The organism is Pseudomonas sp. NPDC089530, from assembly GCF_050280705.1.
Lineage (GTDB): Bacteria > Pseudomonadota > Gammaproteobacteria > Pseudomonadales > Pseudomonadaceae > Aquipseudomonas.
Genome location: NZ_JBNNVU010000003.1, coordinates 32895 through 58106 on the forward strand (window position 1 = coordinate 32895; position 25212 = coordinate 58106).

A 25212-nucleotide genomic window follows, 5' to 3' on the forward strand; every position below is an offset into this window, starting at 1 on the left:
ACTCTAGGAGGACTGCGGCAGACGATCCAATGGCCTTTACGCAGCCTGTCGATGCACGGGATCGATGATCCCGCGCCGCTCTTCAGTCGGCGATCAGCAGGTGGGTGATCCACTCGACGGCGGGCTCGTTGGCGCGCCCGCGGGCCCGGATAACGAGGACCTCCCAGGTGGGCAGTGCCAGGGGCAGTTCGAACAGGCTCAATTGCGCGGCGTCCCGCAGCTGCAATGCGACCCGCTCGGCCACCACGGCAATCGACTGCGAAGTGCCGACCATGAACGGCACCGCCAGGAAGCTCGGGCAGGTGACGCTCACGGTGCGGCTACGCCCGAGGCTTTCCAGCGCCTCGTCGACAACGCCCCGCGTATCGCCGCGCGGCGAGACCAGGATGTGCGGGACGCGGGCGAAGTCATCCAGTTCCATATGCAGTTGTTTGCCACGCTTGACCAGGGCCGGGTGGCCCTTGCGCGCGATGCCGACGAAACGTTCCTGATGCACCCGCCGGCAATCGAAGCGCTGCGGAATCTGGGCAAAGGAGCCCGAGCCGAGCACGATGTCGAGCTCGCCGGCGTCCAGCAGGCGCAGGGCGGACTCGCTATCGGCCGGCCTGAGCTTCAGCACCACGCCCGGCGCGGCGGCCTGGATCCGCTCCAGGGCCGGGGCGATAACGGTCAGCACGGCATGATCGGTAGCCGCCACCGACAGCGTCGCTTGCAGACGAGCCGGATCGAACGGCCCCCGTGGACTGGCGACGAGCCGGACCGATTCGAGCACCGCTGCCACGCGCGGCATCAGTTCCACGGTCAGCGGCGTCGGCATGATCCCGCGGGGGTTGCGGATGAACAGTTGATCGGCGAAGGCGGTACGCAGCCTCGATAAGGCATGGCTGGTCGCCGACTGGGACAGATGCAAGCGCTCGGCCGCCCGGCCAACGTGCCTTTCGACCCAAAGCGCCTCAAGTACAACCAGAAGGTTGAGATCGAAACGTGTCAGATCCAGGGGCTTCATGCGGTATTGGCCTCTTCGTTGATCATTCGGAACACGGCGCCTGCCTACAGCCCTCGGGACCGCTGACGCACACGACAAAGACCAGGGTGCCGGCGTGTGGACAGGAGCGTTTCGTGAAGCCTTGGGGTCGCAGCAAATGCTGGGGATTTTACTGCAGCGGCGTCTCTTCACCGCGCCCCGCGCGGCCTGCGCCACGATAGCGTGAGCGCCGCGCCACTCGCAATCCCAAGCCCCGCCGGATCCAGAACGACGGACAAGGAGCAGCCCCGAGCCCAGAAGCTGCAAGGCGCCGCGCCCTTTCCCCCGGACAAAAAAACGCCTCCCCGCAGGAAGGCGTTGCAGCGTTGCAGAAACATCGAGTGGCAACTTGCTGGTTATTGATCGTCCTTCTTCGTCGACGACTGCGCCCCGTATTCCGTGTCCTCTTCGGCGCTGGGCGCTTCGGGCAGGCTGCCCGGGGTGAACATATGGGTCTGCAGGTCGCTGGCATCGATGTCGACCACGCCATGCACCCCACGGGTCAGGCTGACGGCCTGTTCGCATTGTTTGTGGGTGGCGAGCCGGCCGCTCAGGGCGACCAGGCCGGCATGGGTCTTGACGTGGATAGGCAGGCCGCGGGTCGACTCGGCGAAGGTCAGGGCCGACCTCACCTTGGTGGTGATCCACGCGTCGTGCATGACCGTTTCCAGACCATGGGAGTAATGCTGGAAGGAATGAAGTTTCATGGCGGGACCCTCTCGCGTAATCAGCTGGGCATTGCGTCCCCTGGGCTGCCGCCCTCTGCCTGGCCGGCGGATGTGCTGGGTAGCTGACGGGTTCGGCGGTACTCGCCAGGCAAACAGGGACACAGGGTAATTATAGTTCGGCCACTGCCCGGCCTCGTTGCGCCCAGGCCCCGGCCGCCCGATGGCGACCGGGGCATGCCGGCCTTAATAACCCAATGCCAGCCCGGTGTTGCGCCGTGGGTCGTTGGCGCCATAGAAGCGGTTCTTGCCCACCGGCTTGCCGCCCAGCGCCGGCGCCCCGACCAGGATCGCCGCCAGGTGGTTGGGGTCCTGCGGGCCGATGAACTTGTGGCCCCAGCCTTCGAGGATTTTCCGGGTGTCCGGGCTGACGGCGAAGGCTTCGAGGTTGGTCTCCTCGGGCAGCCACTGTTGATGGAAGCGCGGCGCGTCCACCGCTTCCTGGATGTTCATGCCGTAGTCGATCACATTGAGCATGGTCAGCAGGGTCGCGGTGATGATCCGGCTGCCGCCCGGCGTGCCGAGCACCATCACGGTCTTGCCGTCCTTGGTGACGATGGTCGGGCTCATCGAGGACAGCGGCGCCTTGCCGGGAGCGATGGCGTTGGCCTCGCCCTGCACCAGGCCGTACATGTTGGGTACGCCGACCTTGGCGGTGAAGTCGTCCATTTCGTCGTTGAGGATGATCCCGGTCTTGCTGGCCATGACCCCGGCGCCGAACCAGTCGTTCAGGGTGTAGGTCACCGACACCGCGTTACCCCACTGGTCGACGATCGAGTAATGGGTGGTGTTGCTGCCCTCGTGGGGCGCCACCCCGGGCTTGAGATCCCGGGAAACCCCGGCCTTCTGCGGGTCGATGGCGGCCCGCAGTTTGGTCGCGTAAGCCTTGTCCAGCAGGTGGCTGACCGGGTTCTTGACGAAATCCGGGTCGCCCAGGTAGCTGTTGCGGTCGACATAGGCGTGGCGCATGGCCTCGATCTGGTAATGCAGGCCCTGGGCCGAGTGATAGCCCAGCTCCGGCATCGGGTAGCCTTCGAGGATGTTCATGATCTCGCAGATGATCACCCCGCCCGAGCTGGGCGGCGGCGCAGAGACCACGTGGTAGCCGCGGTAGTCGCACTCGATCGGCGCCAGTTCGCGGGTCCGGTATTTGTCCAGGTCGGCCTGGGTGATGATGCCCTTGCCGGCCTTGCTCGAATCGACGATGGCCTGGGCCACCCAGCCCTTATAGAAGCCGTCGGCGCCCTTGCCGGAGATTTCCCGCAGGGTCTTGGCCAGGTCCTTCTGCACCAGTTTCTGGCCCACCTGTAGCGGCTGGCCGTTGTGCAGGAAGATCGTGCTCGCATCATGGTCCTGCTTGAACTGCTCGGTGGCGGTCTCGAGCAGGTCGACATCGCCCTGCTCCAGGGCGAAGCCATCCTCGGCGTACTTGATGGCAGGGGCGATCAGGTCGGCGCGCTTCATGGTGCCGTATTTAGTCAGCGCCAGTTCCATCCCCGACACCGTCCCCGGGACGCCGACGGCCAGATGCCCCTTGGTGCTCAGGTCCGGCACCACATTGCCGTCCTTGTCCAGGTACATGTTCGCGGTGGCCGCCAGCGGCGCCTTCTCGCGAAAGTCGAGGAAGGTTTTGCGGCCATCGGCCAGCTGGATGGTCATGAAACCGCCACCGCCGATATTGCCGGCCGCGGGGTAGACCACCGCTAGGGCATAACCGACCGCGACCGCGGCATCGACGGCATTGCCGCCGTCCTTCAGTACATCGACGCCGATACGGGTGGCCAGATGCTGGGCGGTGACCACCATGCCGTTCTCGGCGGCGACCGGGGCTTGCGAAGCGGCTTGGGCACAGGCGTAACCAACGGCGAAGACGGTCGCGATAAGCGACGTGACCAGGGGCTTGACTGTCATGGGGCGGCTCTCTTGTGGTTAGGGAGGGAGGCGTCGTGCCGACTGGCGACACCCCAGAAACTGTAGGACAGTTTCGGCGCCCATGAGCCGCTGAGTGGTAGAAGGTGCTAGTAGCCAACCGATCCCGGGGCAGGCCTGACACCTTCCACGCAAGCTAACTCCCGGCGCTTCCCTGAGGACCGCTGGCGATCAGGCTGGCCCCGCAGGCGGTTTTCATTCCATGCAACGCCACGGGAACACCGCCGACGTCCAGCAAGGCGCTGCCCTCGGCAATCGGAAACACGCCTTTGCATAAAGGGCATGTGACCTTGTGCCCGACGCCGGCCATGGGTTTGCCGTTCAAATCGGTCTGGTTGAACGCTTCGATGACAGTACCGCCGTGACTGGTGGAATCGCCAAGTCGGATGATGTCCATATCTGCTCCTTTTCCGTTGTACTACCAAATACATCTTCCTCGGCGGGCATTGTGCCCACCGACGGATAAGTGCTCAGGCGTGAAGGGCATGGGGAGGCAAACCACCTCCTGTAATAAAAAACACTCGGAAGTACCGTCTGCTAGTTCAGTACCAGTACCCCTTCGGCGAAAGCACTCAGCTGGAGCTTAGGCTCATGATCGCTGACCAGATAACGACGCCAAGCACGCTCCAACTGGACCCCGTGAATATTTCCTTCAGAGGCAATAAACGCTGCCGCGTCCTCTTTGGCATAGCCGTACTTGCTGAATAGCGCAGGGAGGTCATCGCTGGTGAACACGCTACTGCCAATGGTCCCGAGCACCGAAAGATAGGTAGCGCAAGCCGGTATTCTTATCAGGTCTGCTGAAAACTCATCCCAGTCGGCTCGACACGTTTCGGCAAAAAACGCCATGATCAAACATCCAATGGAGTGCAAGCTCTTGTGTGCTTTCCGCCCCTTGAAGGGGAGCGTTCCAGGCGATGGCGATGTACCGACGATCATAGAGAAGTTCACATTCCTTAAGTTATTCAACTCCCAGCCTCTCCATGGATCCGATACCCCACTGGGACAGTCGGAGAAGGTCCTCCTGCATGACCACCACGCGAAGACACTGGGTGCAAGCGCACGGAGTCGATGATGGTGTCCCACAACTCCAACGCCTCTTTGTCTGATTTGAAAGGCGGTGCCGGCAGCTTGCCGCTGCTGTCGGGGCTACGTTCGAGTACGCCGAGCGCGGCAGAGATATTGGGCTCGGTGACCGAGTCGTCCTTGCCCTGGGCTTCCCAGGCGAAGGTATAGAGGCGTTGTCCCTTGTCGGTACTGGCCAACAGGTATTCGTCGGCAGGAACCGCGCCACCGCGTTCCCTTTTGCGCAGGGTCTCGATTCCTAACACCATCCTGGCGGCACCGGCGAGGAAGCCACCCATCCGATCCAACAGGCGATCCTCTTCGGCGCCGGTGCTGGAAGTGAATTCGAAATGGGCGCCGGGATACTCGGGAAAGGTCACTCCGAGATCGAACCGCTCGCTCTGGAAATAACTGCCTACGATATGGCCTCGATCGATGCAAAACCCGGGTTCGGTGGGAATTTCATTGGGTTCGCGAGAGCGAAGATCGCGGGCTAACGTAGTAGAAATTTCTATGGCGCGAAGCTCTCTATCTGCCGAAACCTTTCCCGTCCATTTATAAGCACGCCATGCTGGCTGAGACACAAGGTAGGTATCTAGAAGATATATTTCGGAAGAGACTTCCGAAGACCAAGATAACAATCCAGATGCTCCCGCGCCAAAATCCAACTGGCGAAGAAACATACTGCCCTTCGAATCATGTTGCTGGTCTTTTAGTTCCAATTCACGCTGGCTGATTCTGGTAGCCAAGGCCGTAGGCGTATCGTCGAGAGCCTCGATATTGTCACCCCATAGGTAGTAACCCGCTCTGATTTCCGCTTGGGGCGGTAAATCGATCAGGAATCTGCCAAAGCAATGAGTGACCCACCCGGTCTTGTCCATGACGGGATTCCGAGAAGAAGGAAGTAATGAGCAGCTGGTGATAGCGGTCAGGGCGACGATGCCCAAAACAGTGAAAAGCTGGTGCACGCGCATCATGAGCCTTCTAACTGCTGGAGGGCTTCGACAACCGACGGCAAGTCTGGGTGGAACCGGCCGTTGCCACTGCGGCTCTCATCGTCTCGGATGATGTCCATATCTGCTCCTTTGGATTGTTCCGCTTCTGCTGCAATGTTCAGACGTTTAGCGACTCCCAGGCGGGGAATCCGGGATGAATTGACCGCCGCATCGGAGCCCTACCAAAAACGAAGCTCTCCACCGAACATGAAGAAGATCAGTAGCAGCCCGCCCCCTCCGAACCACAGCGGCGCGATTGTAAGCACGCCCTGGATCACGACAGCGACCTTGCAGCCTTTGGACAATCCATAACGTCGCCAATACAGCGCATGCAGTACCATCGTCAGACCGTTCGCGGCCCAGACCGCACCAATAGCCATCATGTAATTTTGCTGCGCAATCCGCAGCAACATGATCAACAAGCCAAAGAAAGCGATGAGTGCTGACCACACAAGCAGCAGAGAATGATCCGGCTTTATCAGGCCAGAAGCGGGTTTGGGCATTGCAAGTCCATCCATGTAAACGTTAAAGCCTCTTGTTCAACTCAAGGCATCACGCTGCCTTACAATTTATCCATCCAGTTGCCGTTCGGCTTCATGTCAGCCAGGAATGTCTCGATGGCGTAATCGTCATCCATCGCTTTCGTAGTCCCCAGATGCCCCGTTGGTGCACTCGGAGATGGACTCCCAGCGTTACTGCCACGCGGAGCAGAAGACACTGGTCGCAAGCGGACGGAGTCAATGATGGTGTCCCATAATTCCAGCGCCTCTCTGTCTGACTTGAATGGAGGCGCTGGCAGCTTGCCGCTGTTGTCGGGACTACGTTCGAGTACGCCAAGTGCGGCGGAGATATTGGGCTCGGTGATAGAGCCGTCTTTGCCCTGGGCTTCCCAGGCGAAGGTATAGATGCGCTGCCCCTTGTCGGTGCCAGCCAACAGGTATTCGTCAGCGGGAACTGGACCGCCACGCTCTCTTTTGCGCAGGGTCTCGATACCCGTAACAGCCCTGGCAGCACCTGCCAGGAAACCACCCACCCGATCCAACAGACGATCCTCTTCGGCGCCGGTGCTGGAAGTGAATTCGAAATGAGCCCCGGGATGATCCGGGAAGGTCACTCCGATATCGAATCGCTCGCTCTGGAAGTGACTGCCTGCGATATAGCCTCGATCAATGCAAAACCCGGATTCGCTGGGAATTTCATTGGGTTCGCGGGAGCGAAGATCGCGTACCAGATTCTTCGCGACCTCAACGCCACGAGGCTCGCGGTCTGGCTCCATCTCAATCCTCCAGTAATAGGGCTGCCATACCGGTCCCGAAACAGCATAGGCGTACAGGTAATACGACTCGATGCTGGCATCGGAAGCCCAAGACAGTATCCCGGCTGAACCTCTGCCCAGATCATACCGGCGCACAAACATGCTCCCCTTCGTATCATGCTGCTGCCGTTTAAGCGCCTGCTCGTGCTGATCGATCCTGGACGCGAGTGCCGCGGGATCATCTCTTAGTGGCTCAATAACCTGTCCACGCAGGTAATAGCCTGCGCTGATTTTCGCTTGAGGCGGCAAATCGATCAGCAATCTGCCAAAGCAATGAGTGATCCATCCGGTCTTGTCCAAGGCAGGGTTCCGAGAAGAAGGCAATGATGTGCAACTGGTGATACCGGTCAGGGCGACTATGCCCAGAACAGTGCGGAGCTGGCGCATCATGAACCTCCTAACGCCATACCCGTTTCTCCGGAGGCTCTTTACAGCTCATCCATCCAGTTGTCGTTCGGCTTCATATCGGCCAGGAACTCCTCCAAGGCGTAGTCCCTTTGTACAAGTGGCGGCTTAGCATCAGATGACTCGGCAGGTTGACCCTTCGGTTGCATTTTGGGAGCCGGCTCATCGCTGCTGGCGGTCTGCGGCATCAGGGTGACCCCGAAAGGATTACTGACAGGTTTCTTGCCCGGCGTGGCCGAGGTAATCGAGATGATCGTCGCCTGGTCCTGACGGCGCATCGGCATGACCACACTGGTGTCGGCATTCAGGTAGCTGGCCATCGTGGCCAATGCGATACCCACAAAAGGTGAAGCTGCACCGGTATCACCCAAGCGCTGAGTAAGGTCGTAGCTCTCCCGCGAGTCGAGCAGGTCCAAAGAGCTGTGGGCAATGCTGAGTGCCGGAGAAAGTTCGGCCAGTGACAGGCTGTTCAAACCGCCGTCATAGAACAGTCGAGTGGGTTTGGGTGTGAGCGTATCGGTGGCCTTTTTCCAGCCACTGGCCAGTTGCGAGGTCAATGCATCGCGCTTCAGACGCTCACCGGTATCCGGGCGTTGCAGCGATACGGTGACCGGGCGATGAATCTTGGCCAATACAGGTAAGGCATCCCACTGCTCGAAAGCACGTTGGGTCCAGGGCTGAGGAATGAATTCCGAGGGCTGGAACTCCACGGCAGGTTTACGCCAGCCCCAGCCTCTGAACTCGGGATCGATTTTGTTTTCATTGACCTTGGCGAATTGGGCGTAATAGCGAAGCCATTCGACCCGTTCTGGACGGCCGATAACCATGGCGACCATAGCATCGGTAAGTGTCCCAGGTACTCTGGGACCTGACATCGCTCCCAGAGATCTGAGGGATACGTCTTTGCTAGATAGAGCACCAGCCATGCTAATGCCCTCATTTACATATACCAACAGCGCCGGTAGATCGGGATTATGCTCGAACACTTGGAATATGGACTCCAGCACACCCTCGGGAGTGTCATTGCAGACAATGCCATCCTGCAAATTACGAATGCGGTGCCAATGTAGCCCTGCAGGCGTTCGCATATTGTTGACCATGACCGACAAACTGCGTTGCGTTCTTTCAGGAGTAAAACGCAGATTCGGTGTGTTGGGACTCCAGCCACGCACCACAGTGATAGTAGGGATCGGCCACTTTTCCATAAAGTCTCGCAATCCCAGCTCTAAAGCATCGGTCTCCCGCTTTTCATAGGCCATGTCCTTGTCATCGGCAGTCACTGGATACGTTTTCGGATCCATGGGCAGGATGCTGCCAACATGCAGGGCTTCTGGTTGTTTCGTGCTCTGCTCTTGCAAAGTCTGCCAGGCCTGTCCCTGACGAAACACATCCAGGCTCATGCCGACACTGAGGACATCCAGGGTTTCCAGGCGAGGTGAGGTAGTTGGGGCGCGGTAACGAGTATCAGTGGACACAGAGGTAGCCTCCTTGGCCGAGGTATAGGCAGTCACGGCCGTGGCCGGGCTAGCAAAACAGCGGGTAGACGTCAGAGAGGACTCAGCCGCCAAAACCAGATGGCTGGTGAGCAGTAAGCCGGGAATAGATAAATACGGGAGTATGCGACGCATCAAACTGTCCCCCCGAAACGGATGGGGTTACCGAGCTTTTTCCCGCCCCAGGTCTGTGTTGCTACCAAAGAGGGCATAGTGCTCTTACTTACGTTATCGGGGAGAGCACCAGTTTTACGATACGTCACCGTGCCATTGATCAAGTTGAGATTTTCCCCCTCCTCCTCACTGTAGAACTTCTCTACATCTTCATCTGGAAGGTCAGCACCAACATCCCCCTGGCTGTAAATTCCCCCTCGGGTACTTTCCCAATCCAACCGCCAATCCGCCACACGGCAGAGATACGCATAGAACGTCATATCATCAACACTCTCTCCCGCCCCGATGGCCACGTCATAGGCCAATACCTGCCGACTGTGCTCCGGGTTATTGGGGATGCCCGAGTGAAAAGACTGAGCCTCCTGATACTCCTCACTTTGCAGGCGCAATCGGGCTTCGTAAGGTGTCTCTCCACGGGTGACCAAGACCTGGCCATTACCCAATGACCGAGAGGAAAAAATATGCGCACGTTGGGCTGGCTCATTGATGTCGTCACGAGCCTTCTGCACGCTGGCAGTATCACGGCCATGTTTAAACGCTACTGATTCATCTAGCGTCTCCTGGCGTGCGTATTTCGGATCCTTGGGACGCCAGGCAGACTTGATGAGGAGAGACTTGTCGTTACTCAGCCCGATCGCCGCGTCAATTGGGTCCAGCTTGTCCATGATCTGGTACACACCACTGTTTGAGTCCTCCCCTGGCGCGGTCATGGTACCGTCAGTCGCAAAATCCGCCTTCGCCGGGACAGGCAATAGAGGGGCAGTCAACATCACGCTGGTGCCCGGCTTGAAACTGGCACGCCCACCCCGGTCCAAGCCCCCTAAACCGGTGTCTTCCCAGGTCTTCTCCCCTTCAAGCAGCAGAGGATAGGAATAGGGAGGCACATGTTTACCAATTTCTTCCTTCTGACCGTTGCGCTTACGCAAGGTAAAAATGCGTTGATAGAAGCGCAGCGGCAACACAGTCCGTGCAGGCTGGCCATCAACAGTATCTCCGATGCCCTGCCAACCGATGCCCTGTACGTTGCCAAGGCCCACGGTCTGATCCTGCGGAGTGAAGTAAAGAAAGGTGCTGCCACGGTTATCCCGTTCATCAAACGAAACGGGTTCTCCACGGATATTGGCTTGAGATGCTGCGCTGCCGGTCCAGCCAGGCCCACCAATGGCGCCGTAACCCTGGCAATTTTTCAGAGCCACACTCGACAGCGCTGGAACAGGGTTCGGGGTACCAGAAATAAACTGAAGGATGCCGTTGAGGGTAGCAATACGCGCACCTGTCGTTTGCTGCCCTAGCCATTTCTGAGTCTTATCGTTGTTCGGTTGGAACAGGCTATAGGGTGAGTTGAGCATGATCACGCCATCGGCCGGTTTTACTGCTTCATCTTTGAGAAAAGCATGGGCCAACAGGGTGAGCAACGTGCCCTGACTGTGGCCAACCACGTTGATGGTGTCATTTGGATAACGCTTGCGGATGATCTTGATCAACATGGCCAGGCGCATGGAAGCCAGCACCATGTAACGACGGCCTGCGGCTGAAAACAGCGGGTGGGTCAGGGTGCCCCCAATCAAATTGAGGGGAATGATACCGAACGGATAACCGTTGAAACCCTCACCCCACATATCGGGTAAATTGGTGGTGGCATTGGCGAATTGTCCGCCCTCCTTGGTGCCGGTCTTATCCAGACGGTTGCCGTTGCGGTCCAACCACTCACCATGAAGCTCTGTTTTGTTGATGTGTTTTTCTTCCTCGCGAAAGCCCCAATAGAATGGGATGACCACACTGCGGATGGCCCCACCATCGCTAGACGCGCTGAACTTGCGCCGGTAGTACACGGCATCGGGATTGCTCGCCTTACCATCATCATCAGACGGCAGGCTGTACCCTGCCGACATCAGATAACCAGGGTTAGTGGCGCCGTTGGACAGGGTCTGCGGCATATCCAGACGTTCGTTAAGCCCCTGGCACAGCCCACGCTCAATACGCTCGTAACAACCGGCAAGATCGTTGACCCCATGCACGACGATGGTCACACAGGGTTTGGGAGGCGGCGCGATCAAATGTACGTCGCCACCGCCGGGCATGGTGATCGACTTGGCTGAACAGATCGTCCTCATCTGAACCGCGTCATTCATTGACTCTCTCCTTGCTGCTGCCCGGCAATCCATCGGCCAGGCAGGTGTCCTTGATCTGGATGTGCGACATACACCGGTTATCAACCATCAGGAAACGCATGCTCATGACCCGGCCTTTGAAAGCATCATGCGCACACTGGCGATGTTCATCGCATCTTTCTGCAGTAACTGAGTAGCCCCCGTTGCGTCAGTGATGCCTTCGACGACCTCACCATTTGCCATGGTGATTTTGTAGGGCACATTGGGCATCGCCGATTGGCCATCGATCTGCTTGAGCATGAAACGACGCTGGGTGTCCCCCACCTTGAATTTCGGTAACTCGGTATCGAGACTCGCACCACCCAGCAGGCTGTGTTTGGCCGCCTTGACGGTAAAGTTGCCCGGCATCCCCAACTCGATGTTGCCGCCCTTGAGGGTGAGGTAAGCGCCACCACACATCAGGGTGATGTGTTCCTTGGCAGAGACCAGTACATGGTTGTTGCTCGCGCTGACCTCCACGCTCTGATCCGCCTCCAGGCGGATGTTGTTCTTCTGCGCCTGCAGCAGCATCAACCCCTGGTGAGTGATATGGCGCATCTCCCCACTTTGCGCGAACAACCCCAGGTCGGTGCCGGCATTGACCACGAACTTCTGCCCTGAAGTCAGTTGCTGGTTCTGCTGGGCCACGCTGTCGATATGCTCGCCGGCTGCCAGAGTGACGCTGTTAGGAGATGCCACAGCGATACCGGCCTGACCGCTCAGGGCGATGGCAGGTTTACCACCGTTGGTTTTGCCCGACTCGTCGTTGGCGCCATGCCCCAGATCGCGCACCGCTTCACTGAGGGTTTTCTGAGGATCAGTGTCGTGATCGATGCCCTGATTATCGGCGGCATAGTCACCCAGGCCCTTTGCCAGTTGCAGAGCTGCCTCCAGCACTTGAATGACAGTGCCACGATCCAAGTGACCACCGCTGGCATTCAGCTGCTCTTCGGTACTCAGCAACAGCCCCTTGGCCGCGCGCAACGCGCCATGCTCGTCGGTACGCAGCTCGAAACCTTCGCCCCGCGGCGCGCCGCCGTCGGGACGCGGGTGAGTCAGGTAGCCCAGGTGCAGCGCGGTGCTGCCGTGATCGCTCATCAGCGCGGCACTGATCTCTTTGGTGGTGTCGTCGATGCGCAGTTCGTTGGCCCGACTGCCTTTGTATTCCTTGCTCTTGATGGTGCTGAGGATCTTGTGATTCGGCAGTTGGTAGGGCGGCATGTTGCTCGCCCGGTAGGTACGGCCGGTGATGATCGGCTGGTCGCAGTCGCCGTCGAGGTAGTCGACTATGACTTCCTGGCCAATGCGCGGAATCGCCATATGGCCCCAGTCGGCGCCGGCCCAGTTCTGCGAGACGCGGACCCAGCAGGAACTGAACTCGTTGTCCTTGCCTTCGCGGTCCCAGGGGAACTGGACCTTGACCCGGCCGAACTCGTCGGTGTGGATCTCTTCGCCTGCCGGGCCCACCACGCTGGCGATCTGCGGCCCGTCGATACGGGGCCTGGGCAGCGGTGCCGGGCGCCACTCCATCTGCTCGGGAATGATCTCGGCGGTGAAATCGTAGCTCACGCCGATATCAGCGTCGGCGGACTCTTCCTGCTGGCTGGCGTGCTGCACGCCTCTGTGGGTGATGCGCACCGATCGCCACCAGCGGTTGAAGTCTTCCCGGGGGTGGCCCGTCAGTTGAAAGGACAGGCCCGGGATCAGGCGCGGATCGTCGCCTTCGACCCTGGCGACCTGGGCATCTTGCCGGTGGCCGCGCAGGCGGTTTTCGGTGAAGGGTTTGCCGGCTGCGCTGGCCTTGTAGCGGCCTGGATAGTCGTAGCGTTCATAGTGCGCGGCTTGGTGCTCCAGGTCCTCGCCCAGCAGGCGCTGTTGCTGGTTGAACGCGGGACGCTTGAAGGTGTAGTCACGCTGGGTCTGTTCGGCGGTGCGGACGTTTTCCGTGTAGCTGAACGCATACAGCACCGGCTGCGTGGCATCGCCGGCCGGCTGTGGGCTGTAGAGCACCGGGGCACCCTGGATGCGTTCCTGGACGTAGAGCTTGTCGCTCTGGATCAGCGTGTGAGAGGTCGCGTCGGACTTGAAGTAATAGAACAGGCCTTCTTCAGTGGAAAGCCGATCGAACAGGTAGAGGTCGGTATCCCCCGCCTGGGTACAGTATTCCCGCGGCAGGTGCTCGGTATGGGTGTTCTGCTGATAGTCCAGGATGCCGTGCTCGGCCAATACCGACTTGAGGATTTCGGGCACGCTTTTCTGCTGGAAGATGCGCCAGTCGGAGCTCAGGCCAAGCCGGGCCAGCTGCGGCTCGACCACCACGCGGTAACGGGTGCGACGAAAGCCGGTCTTGCCCTGGGTGAAGCTTGCGACCAGGCCGTGGACATGGCGCACCGCCGTGGAGCCTTGCCAGATCGTCAGCAACGCCGGCTGATCGAGGACCTGGGCGAAATCGATGGAGGGGTTGTTGCTGGCCAGTTCGAGGGTCAGCCGATAAGGCTCGGAAATGGCCTCTTGCAGCGTGAACTCGACGACCTCGAACTCCATCCGGCCGGACAGCACGGAGAAGGTAAATCTCAAATCCCTTTGCCGCATATGACGCATCCTTGGTCAACGTATTGAAATTTCAAGTACGGAGTTGGCGTCCAATGCCAGGCGTCAACCGCACCTTGTAATACCCAGGCCGATTCCCGGGCTTGCTCTGGAGATGGCTGAGTGATCCTCCCCTGTTCGACTGTCCGGAGACCGCGTCCGAGCAAAAAGAGGTTGAAAAAAGCACAGACCGGCAAGCTCCAGCAATAGTGGCACAACAGCATCCCTGCAATTCTTGACACGCCTCAAGCAAGCGATGAGCGTCCAGGACGAGCCCAAATACGAGGTTCGCCACCATAACCAAACGGACCAAGGAACGGGTGTAGGAATTTTCCAAGATTGCAGTGAGACAACCTCACCCAAGTCGTCTCGAGCGAAGGCTCACTGTGCTCAGGCACATAAAACAACGCCTCCACAGTGGGAGGCGTTGTCAGCCGGCAGAAACACTAAATGGCCCCTGGAACTGCAACCTGAACGATCAGGCCGAGCGCTTCCGGCAAGGCCCTCCCCTCACCGCAGATCGAACCGATCCAGGTTCATCACCTTGACCCAGGCCGCGACGAAGTCCTGCACGAATTGCTCCTGCGCATCGGTGCTGGCATAGACCTCGGCCAGGGCCCGCAGCTGGGCGTTGGAGCCGAAGACCAGGTCGACCCGGGTGCCGCTCCATTTGACCTGGCCGGTCCTGCGGTCGCGGGCTTCGAACTCTTGCTGGGCGTCGGAGACGGGTTTCCATTCCACGCCCATGTCCAGCAGGTTGACGAAGAAGTCGTTGCTCAGCACTCCCGGGCGCAGGGTGAAGACGCCGTGGGGGGTGTGGCCGACGTTGATGTCGAGCACCCGCAGGCCGCCGATCAGCACGGTCATTTCCGGGGCGGTGAGGGTCAGCAGTTGCGCCTTGTCCACCAACAGTGCCTCGGCGGGTACGCGGTAGTGGCCCTTGAGGTAGTTGCGGAAGCCGTCGGCGATGGGTTCGAGGAAGCCGAAGGATTCGACGTCCGTCTGTTCCTGACTGGCGTCCGTGCGCCCTGGGGAGAACGGCACGCTGATCGTGAGCCCGGCGTTTTTCGCCGCCAGTTCGATGCCGGCGCTGCCGCCAAGCACGATCAGGTCGGCCAGGGAGATTTTCTTGCCGCCGGACTGCGCGCCGTTGAAATCGCGCTGGATGTCTTCCAGGGTTTGCAGCACCGTCGCCAGTTGCGCCGGCTGGTTGGCCAGCCAGTCCTTTTGCGGGGCCAGGCGCAGGCGCCCGCCGTTGGCGCCGCCGCGTTTGTCGGAGCCGCGGAAGCAAGAAGCCGCCGCCCAGGCGGTGGACACCAGTTGCGACACCGACAGGCCCGAGCCCAACAGCTTGGTCTTGAGGGCAGCGATATCGCCGTGGTTGACCAGCGAGTGATCGACCGCGGGGACCGGGTCTTGCCACAACAGCTCTTCACCGGGCATTTCCGGGCCCAGATAGCGCGAGAGCGGGCCCATGTCGCGGTGGATCAGCTTGTACCAGGCGCGGGCGAAGGCGTCGGCCAGTTGTTCGGGGTGGGCCAGGAAGCGCCGTGAGATCGGCTCGTAGGCCGGGTCGAAGCGCAGCGACAGGTCGGTGGTCAGCATGGTTGGGCTGTGCCGTTTGGACGGGTCGTGTGCATCGGGAATAGTGCCGGCGCCGGCGCCGTTTTTCGGTACCCACTGGTGCGCCCCGGCCGGGCTCTTGGTCAGCTCCCACTCGAAGCCGAACAGGTTCTCCAGGTAGTTGTTGCTCCAGCGGGTGGGCGTGGTGGTCCAGGTCACTTCCAGGCCGCTGGTGATGGCGTCGCCACCCTTGCCGCTGCCGAAGCTGCTCTTCCAGCCCAGGCCCTGCAGCTCCAGGCCAGCGGCTTCGGGCTCGGGGCCGACATGGCTGGCGGGCCCGGCGCCGTGGGTCTTGCCGAAGGCGTGGCCGCCGGCGATCAGGGCCACGGTTTCTTCGTCGTTCATGGCCATGCGGGCAAAGGTTTCGCGGATATCCACCCCTGCCGCCACCGGGTCCGGGTTGCCTTCGGGACCTTCCGGGTTGACGTAGATCAGGCCCATCTGCACCGCGGCCAGCGGGTTTTCCAGGCTGCGTTCCGGCGCGCCTTTCACATAGCGTGTATCGCCCCCCAGCCAGGTGCTTTCGGCCCCCCAGTAGACGTCTTCATCCGGCTCCCAGGCATCCGGGCGCCCGCCGGAAAAACCGAAGGTCTTGAAGCCCATGGACTCCAGGGCGACGTTACCGGCCAGGACGATCAGGTCGGCCCAGGAAATGCTCTGGCCGTACTTCTGCTTGATTGGCCACAACAGCCGGCGCGCCTTGTCCAGGCTGACGTTGTCCGGCCAGCTGTTGAGCGGTGCGAAGCGTTGCTGGCCGGAACCGGCGCCGCCGCGCCCGTCGCCGGTGCGGTAGGTGCCGGCGCTGTGCCAGGCCATGCGGATAAACAGCGGCCCATAGTGGCCGAAGTCGGCGGGCCACCAGTCCTGGGAGTCGGTCATCAGCGCCCGCAGGTCTTGTTTCAGGGCTTGAAAATCCAGGCGCTTGAAGGCTTCGGCGTAGTTGAAGCCCGCGCCCAGGGGATCGGACAGGGACGAGTGCTGGTGCAGTATCTTCAGGTTCAGTTGGTTCGGCCACCAGTCGCGGTTGGTGATGCCACCGCCAGCGGCGTGGTTGAACGGGCATTTCGATTCGTTTGCCATGAGGAGCTACCTTCGGTCGTGTTCATCCAGCTATCCGGCCCGGGCGAGCGCGGGATAGCGACAGGCGAAATCAATGACATAGGTTGCGGGGCTCACAGTTCGTTCAACCGATAGTGGTCGCCACAGGGTCATGCTGGAGCGTGGCAAGCGAGTTGCCAGGACCCTGGCCCACGGTAAGCCCGGTATGCGTCTGACTCGTTGTTCGTCTCTCTCGATCAGGTCTCAACCGGCCGGTTCACGCCGGCGCAGAATTAAGGCTAGCCCCTCTGTGGCGGATCGCTAATAGCCGGACTATTGGTTGTTGATAGGAACAGACTTTTACCCGCCCCCGGCCCTGAAGCGGATGATCTGAACAGCGCCCGACAGCCACGGGAGAACCCCATGAACCCGCGCCCGCGTTGCACGGCCATCCACGAAGCCGGCCACGCCCTGGCCTTCTGGTGGAACGGCCAGCCGATCGCCCGCGTCACCGTGCGGACCCGGGCCGAAGCCCGCGCCGGCCCGTTGCTCGACCTGCAGGGCAATCCACGGCCGGTGGAAGGCCTGATCGAGGCCGATTACCGGGTCCCCCGCCCCGCCTTCGAGGCACCGGGCATCGCCGAATACCTGCCGTCGCTGGTGGAGGCCATCGAGCGCGACCTACTGCATTGTTTTGCCGGGCCGGTGGCCGAAGCGATCTACCGCCACGGTCGCTCCGACGCGCTGATCAAGGGCAGCGGCCATGCCGACCTGCAGCGGGGCCATGAGTTGATCTGCCTGCTGCCGCCACGCCTGCTGCTGGAGGCCGAAGCCCGGGCCATGGCCCGCGCCAGCTGCCTGCTGCATCGTTACTGGCCGGCGGTGGAGGCCCTGGCGGATCTGCTGCAAGAGCGCGGCATGCTTGAGGGGGATGCCATCAACACGCTGCTGTGCAGGATCAGCGGCGAGACACCGCCACCGCTCGGCAACGATCTGGCGAGCCTCGACTCATGACCGCATGACGGGCTTGCACGATCCCCGAAGTCGGCCAGACTTGGGCACGCGTTCATCCGTCCCCTTTCATCCGCCTTGCCCCATCGAGATCGCCATGCCGCACTACCCAGGCGTCGACGCCGAAGGTTTTATCCAGTCCCTGCCCGAGCAACCCTTGCAACCGGCGTTCAGCCACCTGGTGGATGAGCTGCGCGCCATGCTGTCGCGGCGTTTTCCGGCGCTGCTCGACGGCCTGTACCTGTACGGCAGCGTGGCCCGCGGCGATGCGCGGCCGGGTACTTCCGACCTGGATGTGACCCTGGTGCTGGCCCGGGCGCCGAGCGCCGCAGAGCAGCAACGGCTGGAAGCTACGCGACGGGAACTGGAAGCGCGACACCCGGAGGTGTCGAAGATCGACTTCGACATCGGCGTGCTCAGCGAGGTGCTGGCGCCCGACAATCGCTACCGCTGGGGCTTCTGGCTCAAGCATCAGTGCCGCTGCCTCTGGGGCAACGACCTGGGGTTGCGTTTCGAGCCCTTCCGCCCGAGCCGGGCCCTGGCCCTGGCGCTCAATGGCGACTTCCCCCAGGTGCTGGAAAGTTACGCGCAGCAGCTGGAACAGGCCCGCGAACCGCACCTGCAACAACGCCTGCAACGGGTCGCGGCACGCAAGGCGCTGCGCTCGGCCAACCTGCTGCGCGGCGAGCAGGAACAGGGCTGGCCGACGACCCTGGAGGAGCATGCGCAACTGCTGTCGGCGGCCGAACCGGGGATGAGCGAGTACGCCGTGTTTTTCCTGCGCCAGGCCTATGCGCCTCACGGCTCGGCGAGCGAGTTCGTGCAGCGGCTGCGGGCCTACAGCGCCTTGCTGGCGGGGCAAAGCGCGGGCTGAGCGCTCCTTGCTCATAGCCTTGTCGAATCCGCCCCAGCCGATGATGGCATTTTGAATACCTTCAACTAGTGTCACTCAGGTGGAAAGCGGAGCGCGCTTAGCGGCTCCGGCTGCCTGCCTCGCCATCGTTCGCATCTGGTCACGGAGACCTTCGCTATGCGCATCGCCCTTCTGTTGAGCCTTGCCCTCCTGTCAGCCTGTTCCACCCCCCCGCACAGCGCGCTCGATCTGCAAACCACGCAAACCCTGGACCACCAACTGCTGGCAAAAGCCCGAACGGCCCCGCCCCAGGCCACGGCGCAAAAATGCGCCAGTACGTTTGATATCGAGAACGTCAAAGACGGCTATTTCAAGGTCCGGGAGCGCTGGAAACTCCTCGACTGCCTGTACGGCGACAACCCGCCCAGAAAACTCGTGGTGCTGCTCGACGGCACGGAAAACACCAAGGAGGACAACACCAATATCTGGCGCCTGTACAACCTGGCGTTGCAGCAGGCCAAGGATGGGGCGCGGGTCATTCCCTATTACGACAAGGGCGTGTCCACCAGTGCCACCACCCCCTTCGGCGCCGTGTTCGGCAGCGGCGTGAGCCTGAATATCCGCCAGGCCTACCGCTTTCTGATCGAGGCCTACCGGCCCGGCGACGAGATCTATCTGTTCGGTTTCAGCCGCGGTGCCTTCACCGCCCGTTCGTTGAACGGCTTCATCGAGATCGCCGGCCTGCCCAGCAACCTGAAGCCCGATACCTGGGACGACAGTCGTCTGTGGGGCTGGACCGGCCATATGCACGATGTGGTCAAGGACATGTACGACCTCTACAAGTCGCGCAACGATGGCGTACCGGGCTTCGACGACGCGCTGCGCAGTCGCCTGGAACAGTACCGCCACGCCAACGGCATCCGGATCTATGGCGACGCCCCCGGCAAGGCCGACGAAAAAGTCGTGGTCAAGGTCATCGGCGTGTTCGACACCGTGCCGGCGGTGGGTGCCAACCTGACGGAGGAGCCGGACGAACACCGCCTGGAGCTGTATGCCCAGCGCGGTTACCACGCCATGTCCCTGGACGAACAACGGGCCTCGTTCCGCCTGCTGCGCTTCGGCCTGCCGCAGTCGAAGTCCCAGGTCCTGGAAGAGGTGTGGTTCGCCGGCGCCCATGCCGACGTGGGCGGCGGTTACCTCAACGAGCCGGACACTGCCCAGTGCGGGAAGAGCCCTTATGCCACCCAGGGCGGCCAGGGGCTGGAAACCATTCCCCTGAACTGGATGCTGAAGAACCTCGAGCCCGACGGTATCTTCGCCAACGGCGCGAGCTTGCCGGGGGAATGCATCGGCGGCCCGCTGCACGATGAGTTCCACGATGCCAAATACCTGGTCAGCTCCGCCTACAAGGAAACCGGGTTGATTCGCCGCAAGCCGGTGGAGCACGACAAGGTCCATGCCAGCGTGTTCCAGCGGATGGACATCCCGCGCCTGGCGGCGCCTCACCCTCAGCGCGAACCCGGGGCCCGCTACGACCCGATCAACCTCGGCTACGCCAGGCGCGACCGCTGCCAGCAGAACGATCTGGCGCGCAACTACAACATCGTCGGCCGCTACGAACCCCACTGCCCGAACACCAACGGCATCCGCACCAAGGCCGCCAACAACGACGCGGTGAACATCGAGCGCCTCCAGTAAACACCTCAGTCCGGGCCGGCCCTCGATTGCCCCGCGCAATCAGGGCCGGTCCGCACGGCTCCTCTTGCCGGGGGCGGACGGGTTATAAAGACCGCCCCCCTCTTTAGCGAAACGGAGCTCGCCATGCCCTTGACCCTGCTGTTGCGCTGCCAGGGCCGGGCCGACATCGCCTGACCGTTGCAGGACATGCCCTATGGTTCGCGGGAATTCGCCGTGCGCGACTGCAACGGCTATTACCTGGCGTTCAGCCAACACATCTCTCCTACAGGTTGAGATTCACGTTTCGGGCCAGGGCGTTGAGCCCGCTGACCTGCGCCACCAGCAGCGCCATGACCATCAGCCCCGCCGCCAGGGCAAAGGTGAAATGCATGCCGCTGGCGACGGCCTCGGCGCTGGCCGTGCCCGGGTCGCCGGCGACCGCGGCGAATACCGCGCCCATCAGCGCAGCACCAGTGATCAGCCCAAGGTTGCGCGACAGGTTGAGCACGCCCGAGACCAGCCCGCGCTGCTGCGCCCCGACATCGCTCATCACCGCGGTATTGTTGGCCGCCTGGAACGTCGCATACCCCAAGGTGGTGACGACCAGCGCGGCCAGGTAACCGCCGAGGCCCAGGCCAGAGGGCAGCAACGCCAGCAGCAGGCAGCCCAGCGCCATGGCGCCGAGGCCGGCGAGGACCATCGGCCGCACGCCGAGACGATCGGCGAGGCGCCCGGCGGGCACCCCGGACAGCGCGGAAACACAGGGGCCGAGCGCCATCGCCAGGCCCACCTGCAGCGCGGGCAGCCCCAGCCCATGGACCAGGTAAAAAGGCCCGACCACGAACGTCGTCATGATGACCGTCGACACCAGCGCACTCATGACCAGGCTGCCGCTCAAGGCCGCATCGCGAAACAACTCCAGGCGCACCAGCGGCGCGGCCACCCGCCCTTCCACCCACACGAACAGGCCGCCCGCCAGCACCGCCGCCAATAGCAGGGCGCCGTTGAGCAGGCCGAAATGGCCGCGCCCCAGGGTCATGGCCAGCCCGTAGGCCAGCAGGGCGAGCGCCAGCAGCACAGTGCCCAGTGGATCGAAAGCGCCTCTCATCGAAGCCGGGGCCTGGCGCTCGGCAGGCAGGTAGCGATAACCCAGGGCCCAGGCCAGCCCGCCCACGGGCACGCAGACCAGAAACAGCGCCGGCCAGCCAAACCCGGCGAGCAACACCCCGCCCAGGGACGGGCCGAGGGCAGTGCCGACCGCCGACAGGGTGCCCAGCAACCCCATGGCACTGCCGGTGCGCGCCTTGCTCACGGTCTCGCTGACCAGGGCCAGGGCCAGCGCCATCATGATCGCCGCGCCAACGCCCTGCAGGGCCCGGGCGGCAATCAGCGCACCCAGCGTCGGCGCAGCGGCACACAGCGCCGAGGCCAGGGTGAACAACAGCAAACCGGCCAGCAGCAGACGCCGGCGCCCCAGCAGGTCGCCGAGCCGGCCGGCGCTGACGATCAGCGCGGTAATCGTCAACAGGTACGCCAGGACCACCCACTGCACTTGCTGGAAACTCGCCCCGAACGCCAGGACCAGGGTCGGCAAGCCCACATTGGCGATGCTGGTGCCCAGGGACGCGAGCAACATCGACAGCGCCAGGCTGGCCAGCGCTCCGCCGACCGATCCGCCTTTTGGTTCTGCTCCGGCACTGACTGGCTTCATGCTGCAACTCCTCTCTGACCCGCGCGAAACAGCGCTGTCGCCAATCTAAGGCGCAACCTAATATGGCGGAAGGCGCAGCATTTGCAGGTTATTCATGCATCAGACGCCATCTCACTCTTGCCCAGACGAGGCTGTCACCATGTCCGTACCCGATCTCAACCTGCTGATCACCCTCGACGTGCTGCTCGCCGAAGGCAGCGTGGCCCGCGCCGCCCAACGCCTGCGGTTGAGCCCGTCGGCCATGAGCCGGACCCTGGCGCGGCTGCGGGAAACCACCGGCGACCCGCTGCTGGTGCGCGCCGGACGCGGCCTGGTGCCGACGCCCCGCGCCCTGGAGTTGCGCGAGCGGGTCGGCCCGCTGGTGCGGGATGCCGAAACCCTGCTGCGCCCCGCCGAACGGCTCGACCTGCTGCGCCTGGCGCGTACCTTCACCCTGCGCGGCAGCGACGGTTTCGTGGAGAACTTCGGCCCGGCCCTGGTCGCCCGCCTGGGCGCCGAAGCCCCTGGGGTGCGCCTGCATTTCAAGCAGAAGACCCACCGGGACAGCACGCCCCTGCGCGACGGCACGGTGGACCTCGACACCGGCGTGGTGAACGCCGGCACCAGCCCGGAAATCCACACCCGCGCGCTGTTTCGCGATCGCTTTATCGGCGTGGTGCGCAGCGACCATCCGCTGGCCACAGGCCCGGTCAGCGCCGCCCGTTACGCCGCCGGCCGGCATGTGCTGGTCTCGCGCCAGGGCCTCGACCGTGGGCTGGTGGACGACGCGTTGCAGGCGGTCGGCCTGGAACGCGATATCGCCACCATCGTCGACGGCTTCAGCGCCGCCCTGGCCCTGGTCCGCGCGTCCGACCTGGTCACCGCCGTGCCGGAACGCTACACCCACAACCTGCGCAGCGGCCTGCACAGTTTCACGCTGCCGGTGGCGACGCCGGACATCACCGTGTCCATGCTCTGGCACCCACGGATGAACAGCGACCCGGCGCACCAGTGGCTGCGCGGCTGTGTGCGGGAGGTGTGTGGCGAGTGAGGCGCGCCTTCACGCCTCGGGCATCCCCCCGGGCAGCACCTCGGCCAGCGGCACCAACGCCGGCTGCTGGCGCAGTGCACGCAAGCTGGCGCGCAGCTCGGCCGGGCGCACCGGCTTGGCGAGGATCGCGATATCGCGGTCGTGCAGCGCGACCTGGATCTTCTCGATCTCATGCCCGGTGAGGATCAGCGCCGGCACCGCCCAGCCCCGCTGCTGGCGCAGGCGGTCGATACATTCGATGCCGGTGGCATGGTGGCCCAGGTCGTAGTCGGCGACTATGACGTCGCAATCGCTGACCAAGTCCCGGGCCGTCAGCTCGGCCTGGACCACGCAGCCCCAGCGCTCGAGCAAGGCCGAGGTGGCCAGCAGCACATTGCGGTCATCCTCCACCAGGCACACCTTCAGCCCCGTCAACAGGCCCGCCTGGCGCGCCTCGTCGCGCGGGGCCGGTTGCGGCTGCGGCGCGGCCCGCGACAACCCGTACAGGCTGACCGCGGTGCCATGGCCAAGGCGCGAGCGCAGCGCCACCTCCACCCCCATCAACCGCCCCAGGCGCTGGACGATGGACAGGCCCAGGCCCACCCCTTCGACGTCCTTGTCCCGGAGCTGACGTACCCGATAGAACTCCTCGAACAGCTTCGGCAGGTGTTCTTCGGCAATACCGCGGCCCCGGTCGTAGATGACGATGGCCAACCCGGCGCCACGGGGGCGCACGCCGATCAGCAGCGGCCGCTGCGCCGCGTATTTGAAGCAGTTGGACAGCACGTTCTGGACCATGGTGGCGAGCAGCGCCGGGTCCGCCCGTACCCAGTGCGCGCTGGGCCGCAGACGCAACTCCACCCCGGCCCAGCGCGCGGCCTCGGCGTTCTGCCGCACCTGCTCGGCGAGGAATTCGCCCAGGTGCACGGTCTGGAAACTGGGTTGCACCCGGCCGTTGTCCAGGGTGTAGAGGTCGAGAATCGAGCGGAACAGTTGCGAGACGTTGAGCAGCGAACGGTCGATGTTATCCACCAGGCGCCGCTCCTCGTCGCCCAGGCGCGCCTCGCGCAGGCAGGCGGTGAACAGGCCGATGGAGTGGATCGGCTGGCGCAGGTCATGGCTGGCCTGGGCGAGAAACCGCGACTTTTCCAGGTTGGCGGCAATTGCCTCTTCCGAAGCCTTGCGTGTGCGTTCGAGCAACAGGTGGGCGTAGACCGGGATCACCGTACTGGTGATCAGCAGCATCAGTACCATGAAGGGTTGCGCCTGCCACGCCGGCGTCAGCTGATAGACCATCCCCAGCGCCAGCAACGCCAGCACGGTGGCGATCGCCAGGTAGCGCGAACCGAAGCGCATGCCGTTGCCCAGGTTGACCCAGACCATCACCGCGTACAGCGGCAGCGCCGTCTCGCCGCCGACCACCAGGCCGAACGAGGTGCCGGTGTAGTCGTGGACCATGCCCAGGATGCGCCGCGCCGGATAATGCCCGGGCCAGCGCACGATGGCCTGGCGCAGGACCACCGACAGCAGCAGGAACAGGCTGATATAGATCACGATCGGCAGGTAGGTCGCGACCTGCCGCCCGGGCAGGAAGCCCAGCGCGCTGATATAGACCAGCGCGCAGCTGGCCACGATGATGCGCAGATTGGCCTGGTCGAGCTCGGTGTTTTTCTCGAACTTCATGGGGAACATCCTTGTGCGTCAGTCGTCATACCCAGCACGAACCACAGGCAGTTACCGAGCCCGCTGCTAAAGTAGCTGCCTCAAGGAACGCCCAAGGAGGGGGCACCCCATGGCATGCCGGATCATCATAGCCGACGACCACCCGCTGTTTCGCGAAGGGATGTTGCGCACCGTACAGCGCCTGTTGCCGCAGGCGCTGATCGAACAGGCCGGCGACCTGGACGCGGTGCGCACCCTGAGCCAGGCCGGCGACGAGCTGGACACCCTGATCCTCGACCTGCGTTTTCCGGGTTTGACCAGCGTCAGCCAGCTGGCCGAACTGCGCCGGCAACTGCCGCGCACTACCCTGATCGTGGTGTCGATGGTCGACGACCAGGCGCTGATCGCGGAGGTCATGGCCGCCGGCGCCGACGGTTTTATCGGCAAGAACATCGCCCCGGACGAAATCGCCCAGGCGGTCCTGGCCATTCGCGAAGGCGAAGTGCTGGTCAAGTTCGCGCCTTCCGGCCTGCTGCCCCTGGGGAGCGGCGCCACCCCCACCCTCACCGCACGCCAGCAAGAAGTGCTGCGCCTGATCGCCCAGGGCCAGACCAACAAGCAAATCGCCCGTGAACTGGGCATCTCGCCGTTCACCGTGCGCATCCACGTGACGGCGTTGTTGCGCGCCCTCGGTGTACCTTCCCGGGCCGCGGCGGCGGGGAAATATTCCGGCGAGCCCTAGGCCGCCTCGTCGCCTGCCGGCG

19 protein-coding genes are annotated in these 25212 nt (G+C 62.7%); 5 read left to right on the plus strand and 14 right to left on the minus strand.

Annotated elements, in window-relative coordinates:
- Positions 1 to 82 precede the first annotated feature (82 nt).
- The 12 genes from ACQKQA_RS02065 to katG form a co-directional block, all read right to left on the minus strand.
- Positions 83 to 1006, minus strand: a complete 924-nt coding sequence (locus tag ACQKQA_RS02065) for a LysR family transcriptional regulator (protein ID WP_427552975.1) — start codon at positions 1004 to 1006, stop codon at positions 83 to 85.
- 374 nt (positions 1007 to 1380) lie between these two features.
- Complete coding sequence (locus ACQKQA_RS02070; RefSeq protein ID WP_427552977.1) at positions 1381 to 1731, minus strand: BON domain-containing protein; 351 nt, start codon at positions 1729 to 1731, stop codon at positions 1381 to 1383.
- A gap of 204 nt (positions 1732 to 1935) precedes the next feature.
- Positions 1936 to 3660, minus strand: a complete 1725-nt coding sequence (ggt, locus tag ACQKQA_RS02075; RefSeq protein WP_427552978.1) for a gamma-glutamyltransferase — start codon at positions 3658 to 3660, stop codon at positions 1936 to 1938.
- 154 nt (positions 3661 to 3814) lie between these two features.
- Entirely contained in the window at positions 3815 to 4075 is a 261-nt protein-coding gene (locus ACQKQA_RS02080; protein ID WP_427552980.1) for a PAAR domain-containing protein, read from the minus strand.
- Positions 4076 to 4215: 140 nt separating this feature from the next.
- On the minus strand, positions 4216 to 4527 hold the full coding sequence (locus tag ACQKQA_RS02085; RefSeq protein ID WP_427552982.1) for a DUF2388 domain-containing protein: 312 nt from the start codon (positions 4525 to 4527) through the stop codon (positions 4216 to 4218).
- Positions 4528 to 4643: 116 nt separating this feature from the next.
- Complete coding sequence (locus tag ACQKQA_RS02090; protein ID WP_427552984.1) at positions 4644 to 5720, minus strand: T6SS immunity protein Tli4 family protein; 1077 nt, start codon at positions 5718 to 5720, stop codon at positions 4644 to 4646.
- Between the two features lie 197 nt (positions 5721 to 5917).
- A complete protein-coding gene (locus ACQKQA_RS02095) occupies positions 5918 to 6241 on the minus strand; it encodes a hypothetical protein (RefSeq protein WP_427552986.1) in 324 nt (107 codons plus the stop codon).
- Between the two features lie 59 nt (positions 6242 to 6300).
- Entirely contained in the window at positions 6301 to 7443 is a 1143-nt protein-coding gene (locus ACQKQA_RS02100; protein ID WP_427552988.1) for a T6SS immunity protein Tli4 family protein, read from the minus strand.
- A gap of 38 nt (positions 7444 to 7481) precedes the next feature.
- On the minus strand, positions 7482 to 9086 hold the full coding sequence (locus ACQKQA_RS02105) for a type VI lipase adapter Tla3 domain-containing protein (protein WP_427552990.1): 1605 nt from the start codon (positions 9084 to 9086) through the stop codon (positions 7482 to 7484).
- Positions 9086 to 11257 carry a T6SS effector phospholipase Tle3 domain-containing protein gene (locus tag ACQKQA_RS02110; RefSeq protein WP_427552992.1) on the minus strand — a complete coding sequence of 724 codons (2172 nt, stop codon included), beginning with the start codon at positions 11255 to 11257 and terminating at the stop codon, positions 9086 to 9088. Before ACQKQA_RS02110 ends, ACQKQA_RS02105 begins: the two co-directional genes overlap by 1 nt.
- Positions 11258 to 11359: 102 nt before the next feature.
- Positions 11360 to 13867, minus strand: a complete 2508-nt coding sequence (locus ACQKQA_RS02115; protein WP_427552994.1) for a type VI secretion system Vgr family protein — start codon at positions 13865 to 13867, stop codon at positions 11360 to 11362.
- A gap of 507 nt (positions 13868 to 14374) precedes the next feature.
- Positions 14375 to 16567 (minus strand): catalase/peroxidase HPI, encoded by a 2193-nt coding sequence (gene katG, locus ACQKQA_RS02120; protein WP_427552996.1) that lies wholly within the window; start codon positions 16565 to 16567, stop codon positions 14375 to 14377.
- Positions 16568 to 16948: 381 nt separating this feature from the next.
- On the opposite strand from katG, the gene ACQKQA_RS02125 reads away from it, so the two are divergent.
- The 3 genes from ACQKQA_RS02125 to ACQKQA_RS02135 all read left to right on the plus strand — a co-directional run bounded on the left by ACQKQA_RS02125 (position 16949) and on the right by ACQKQA_RS02135 (position 20087).
- Positions 16949 to 17539 (plus strand): hypothetical protein, encoded by a 591-nt coding sequence (locus tag ACQKQA_RS02125; protein ID WP_427552999.1) that lies wholly within the window; start codon positions 16949 to 16951, stop codon positions 17537 to 17539.
- Positions 17540 to 17633: 94 nt separating this feature from the next.
- The gene (locus ACQKQA_RS02130; RefSeq protein WP_427553002.1) at positions 17634 to 18410 is read left to right on the plus strand and encodes a nucleotidyltransferase domain-containing protein; all 777 of its coding nucleotides are present in this window, start codon (positions 17634 to 17636) and stop codon (positions 18408 to 18410) included.
- Between the two features lie 156 nt (positions 18411 to 18566).
- Complete coding sequence (locus ACQKQA_RS02135; protein ID WP_427553004.1) at positions 18567 to 20087, plus strand: DUF2235 domain-containing protein; 1521 nt, start codon at positions 18567 to 18569, stop codon at positions 20085 to 20087.
- A gap of 262 nt (positions 20088 to 20349) precedes the next feature.
- Here ACQKQA_RS02135 and ACQKQA_RS02140 read toward each other — a convergent pair whose 3' ends face one another.
- Positions 20350 to 21777, minus strand: a complete 1428-nt coding sequence (locus ACQKQA_RS02140) for an MFS transporter (protein WP_427553006.1) — start codon at positions 21775 to 21777, stop codon at positions 20350 to 20352.
- Between the two features lie 139 nt (positions 21778 to 21916).
- Here ACQKQA_RS02140 and ACQKQA_RS02145 point away from each other — a divergent pair, with 139 nt between their 5' ends.
- Positions 21917 to 22807, plus strand: coding sequence for a LysR family transcriptional regulator (locus ACQKQA_RS02145; protein ID WP_427553008.1), 891 nt, complete (start codon positions 21917 to 21919; stop codon positions 22805 to 22807).
- Positions 22808 to 22816: 9 nt separating this feature from the next.
- Here the strand turns inward: ACQKQA_RS02145 and ACQKQA_RS02150 are convergent, their stop codons facing one another.
- A complete protein-coding gene (locus ACQKQA_RS02150; protein ID WP_427553010.1) occupies positions 22817 to 24469 on the minus strand; it encodes an ATP-binding response regulator in 1653 nt (550 codons plus the stop codon).
- A gap of 109 nt (positions 24470 to 24578) precedes the next feature.
- Here ACQKQA_RS02150 and ACQKQA_RS02155 point away from each other — a divergent pair, with 109 nt between their 5' ends.
- A complete protein-coding gene (locus tag ACQKQA_RS02155) occupies positions 24579 to 25190 on the plus strand; it encodes a LuxR C-terminal-related transcriptional regulator (protein WP_427553012.1) in 612 nt (203 codons plus the stop codon).
- Positions 25191 to 25212: the final 22 nt, after the last annotated feature.

What these genes read in the sequence shown, in the direction of transcription:
- ACQKQA_RS02065 (WP_427552975.1), bottom strand. Translation starts at nt 1,006, where the DNA reads ATGAAGCCCCTGGATCTGACACGTTTCGATCTCAACCTTCTGGTTGTA.
- ACQKQA_RS02070 (WP_427552977.1), bottom strand. Translation starts at nt 1,731, where the DNA reads ATGAAACTTCATTCCTTCCAGCATTACTCCCATGGTCTGGAAACGGTC.
- ggt (WP_427552978.1), bottom strand. Translation starts at nt 3,660, where the DNA reads ATGACAGTCAAGCCCCTGGTCACGTCGCTTATCGCGACCGTCTTCGCC.
- ACQKQA_RS02080 (WP_427552980.1), bottom strand. Translation starts at nt 4,075, where the DNA reads ATGGACATCATCCGACTTGGCGATTCCACCAGTCACGGCGGTACTGTC.
- ACQKQA_RS02085 (WP_427552982.1), bottom strand. Translation starts at nt 4,527, where the DNA reads ATGGCGTTTTTTGCCGAAACGTGTCGAGCCGACTGGGATGAGTTTTCA.
- ACQKQA_RS02090 (WP_427552984.1), bottom strand. Translation starts at nt 5,720, where the DNA reads ATGATGCGCGTGCACCAGCTTTTCACTGTTTTGGGCATCGTCGCCCTG.
- ACQKQA_RS02095 (WP_427552986.1), bottom strand. Translation starts at nt 6,241, where the DNA reads ATGCCCAAACCCGCTTCTGGCCTGATAAAGCCGGATCATTCTCTGCTG.
- ACQKQA_RS02100 (WP_427552988.1), bottom strand. Translation starts at nt 7,443, where the DNA reads ATGATGCGCCAGCTCCGCACTGTTCTGGGCATAGTCGCCCTGACCGGT.
- ACQKQA_RS02105 (WP_427552990.1), bottom strand. Translation starts at nt 9,086, where the DNA reads ATGCGTCGCATACTCCCGTATTTATCTATTCCCGGCTTACTGCTCACC.
- ACQKQA_RS02110 (WP_427552992.1), bottom strand. Translation starts at nt 11,257, where the DNA reads ATGAATGACGCGGTTCAGATGAGGACGATCTGTTCAGCCAAGTCGATC.
- ACQKQA_RS02115 (WP_427552994.1), bottom strand. Translation starts at nt 13,867, where the DNA reads ATGCGGCAAAGGGATTTGAGATTTACCTTCTCCGTGCTGTCCGGCCGG.
- katG (WP_427552996.1), bottom strand. Translation starts at nt 16,567, where the DNA reads ATGGCAAACGAATCGAAATGCCCGTTCAACCACGCCGCTGGCGGTGGC.
- ACQKQA_RS02125 (WP_427552999.1), top strand. Translation starts at nt 16,949, where the DNA reads ATGAACCCGCGCCCGCGTTGCACGGCCATCCACGAAGCCGGCCACGCC.
- ACQKQA_RS02130 (WP_427553002.1), top strand. Translation starts at nt 17,634, where the DNA reads ATGCCGCACTACCCAGGCGTCGACGCCGAAGGTTTTATCCAGTCCCTG.
- ACQKQA_RS02135 (WP_427553004.1), top strand. Translation starts at nt 18,567, where the DNA reads ATGCGCATCGCCCTTCTGTTGAGCCTTGCCCTCCTGTCAGCCTGTTCC.
- ACQKQA_RS02140 (WP_427553006.1), bottom strand. Translation starts at nt 21,777, where the DNA reads ATGAAGCCAGTCAGTGCCGGAGCAGAACCAAAAGGCGGATCGGTCGGC.
- ACQKQA_RS02145 (WP_427553008.1), top strand. Translation starts at nt 21,917, where the DNA reads ATGTCCGTACCCGATCTCAACCTGCTGATCACCCTCGACGTGCTGCTC.
- ACQKQA_RS02150 (WP_427553010.1), bottom strand. Translation starts at nt 24,469, where the DNA reads ATGAAGTTCGAGAAAAACACCGAGCTCGACCAGGCCAATCTGCGCATC.
- ACQKQA_RS02155 (WP_427553012.1), top strand. Translation starts at nt 24,579, where the DNA reads ATGGCATGCCGGATCATCATAGCCGACGACCACCCGCTGTTTCGCGAA.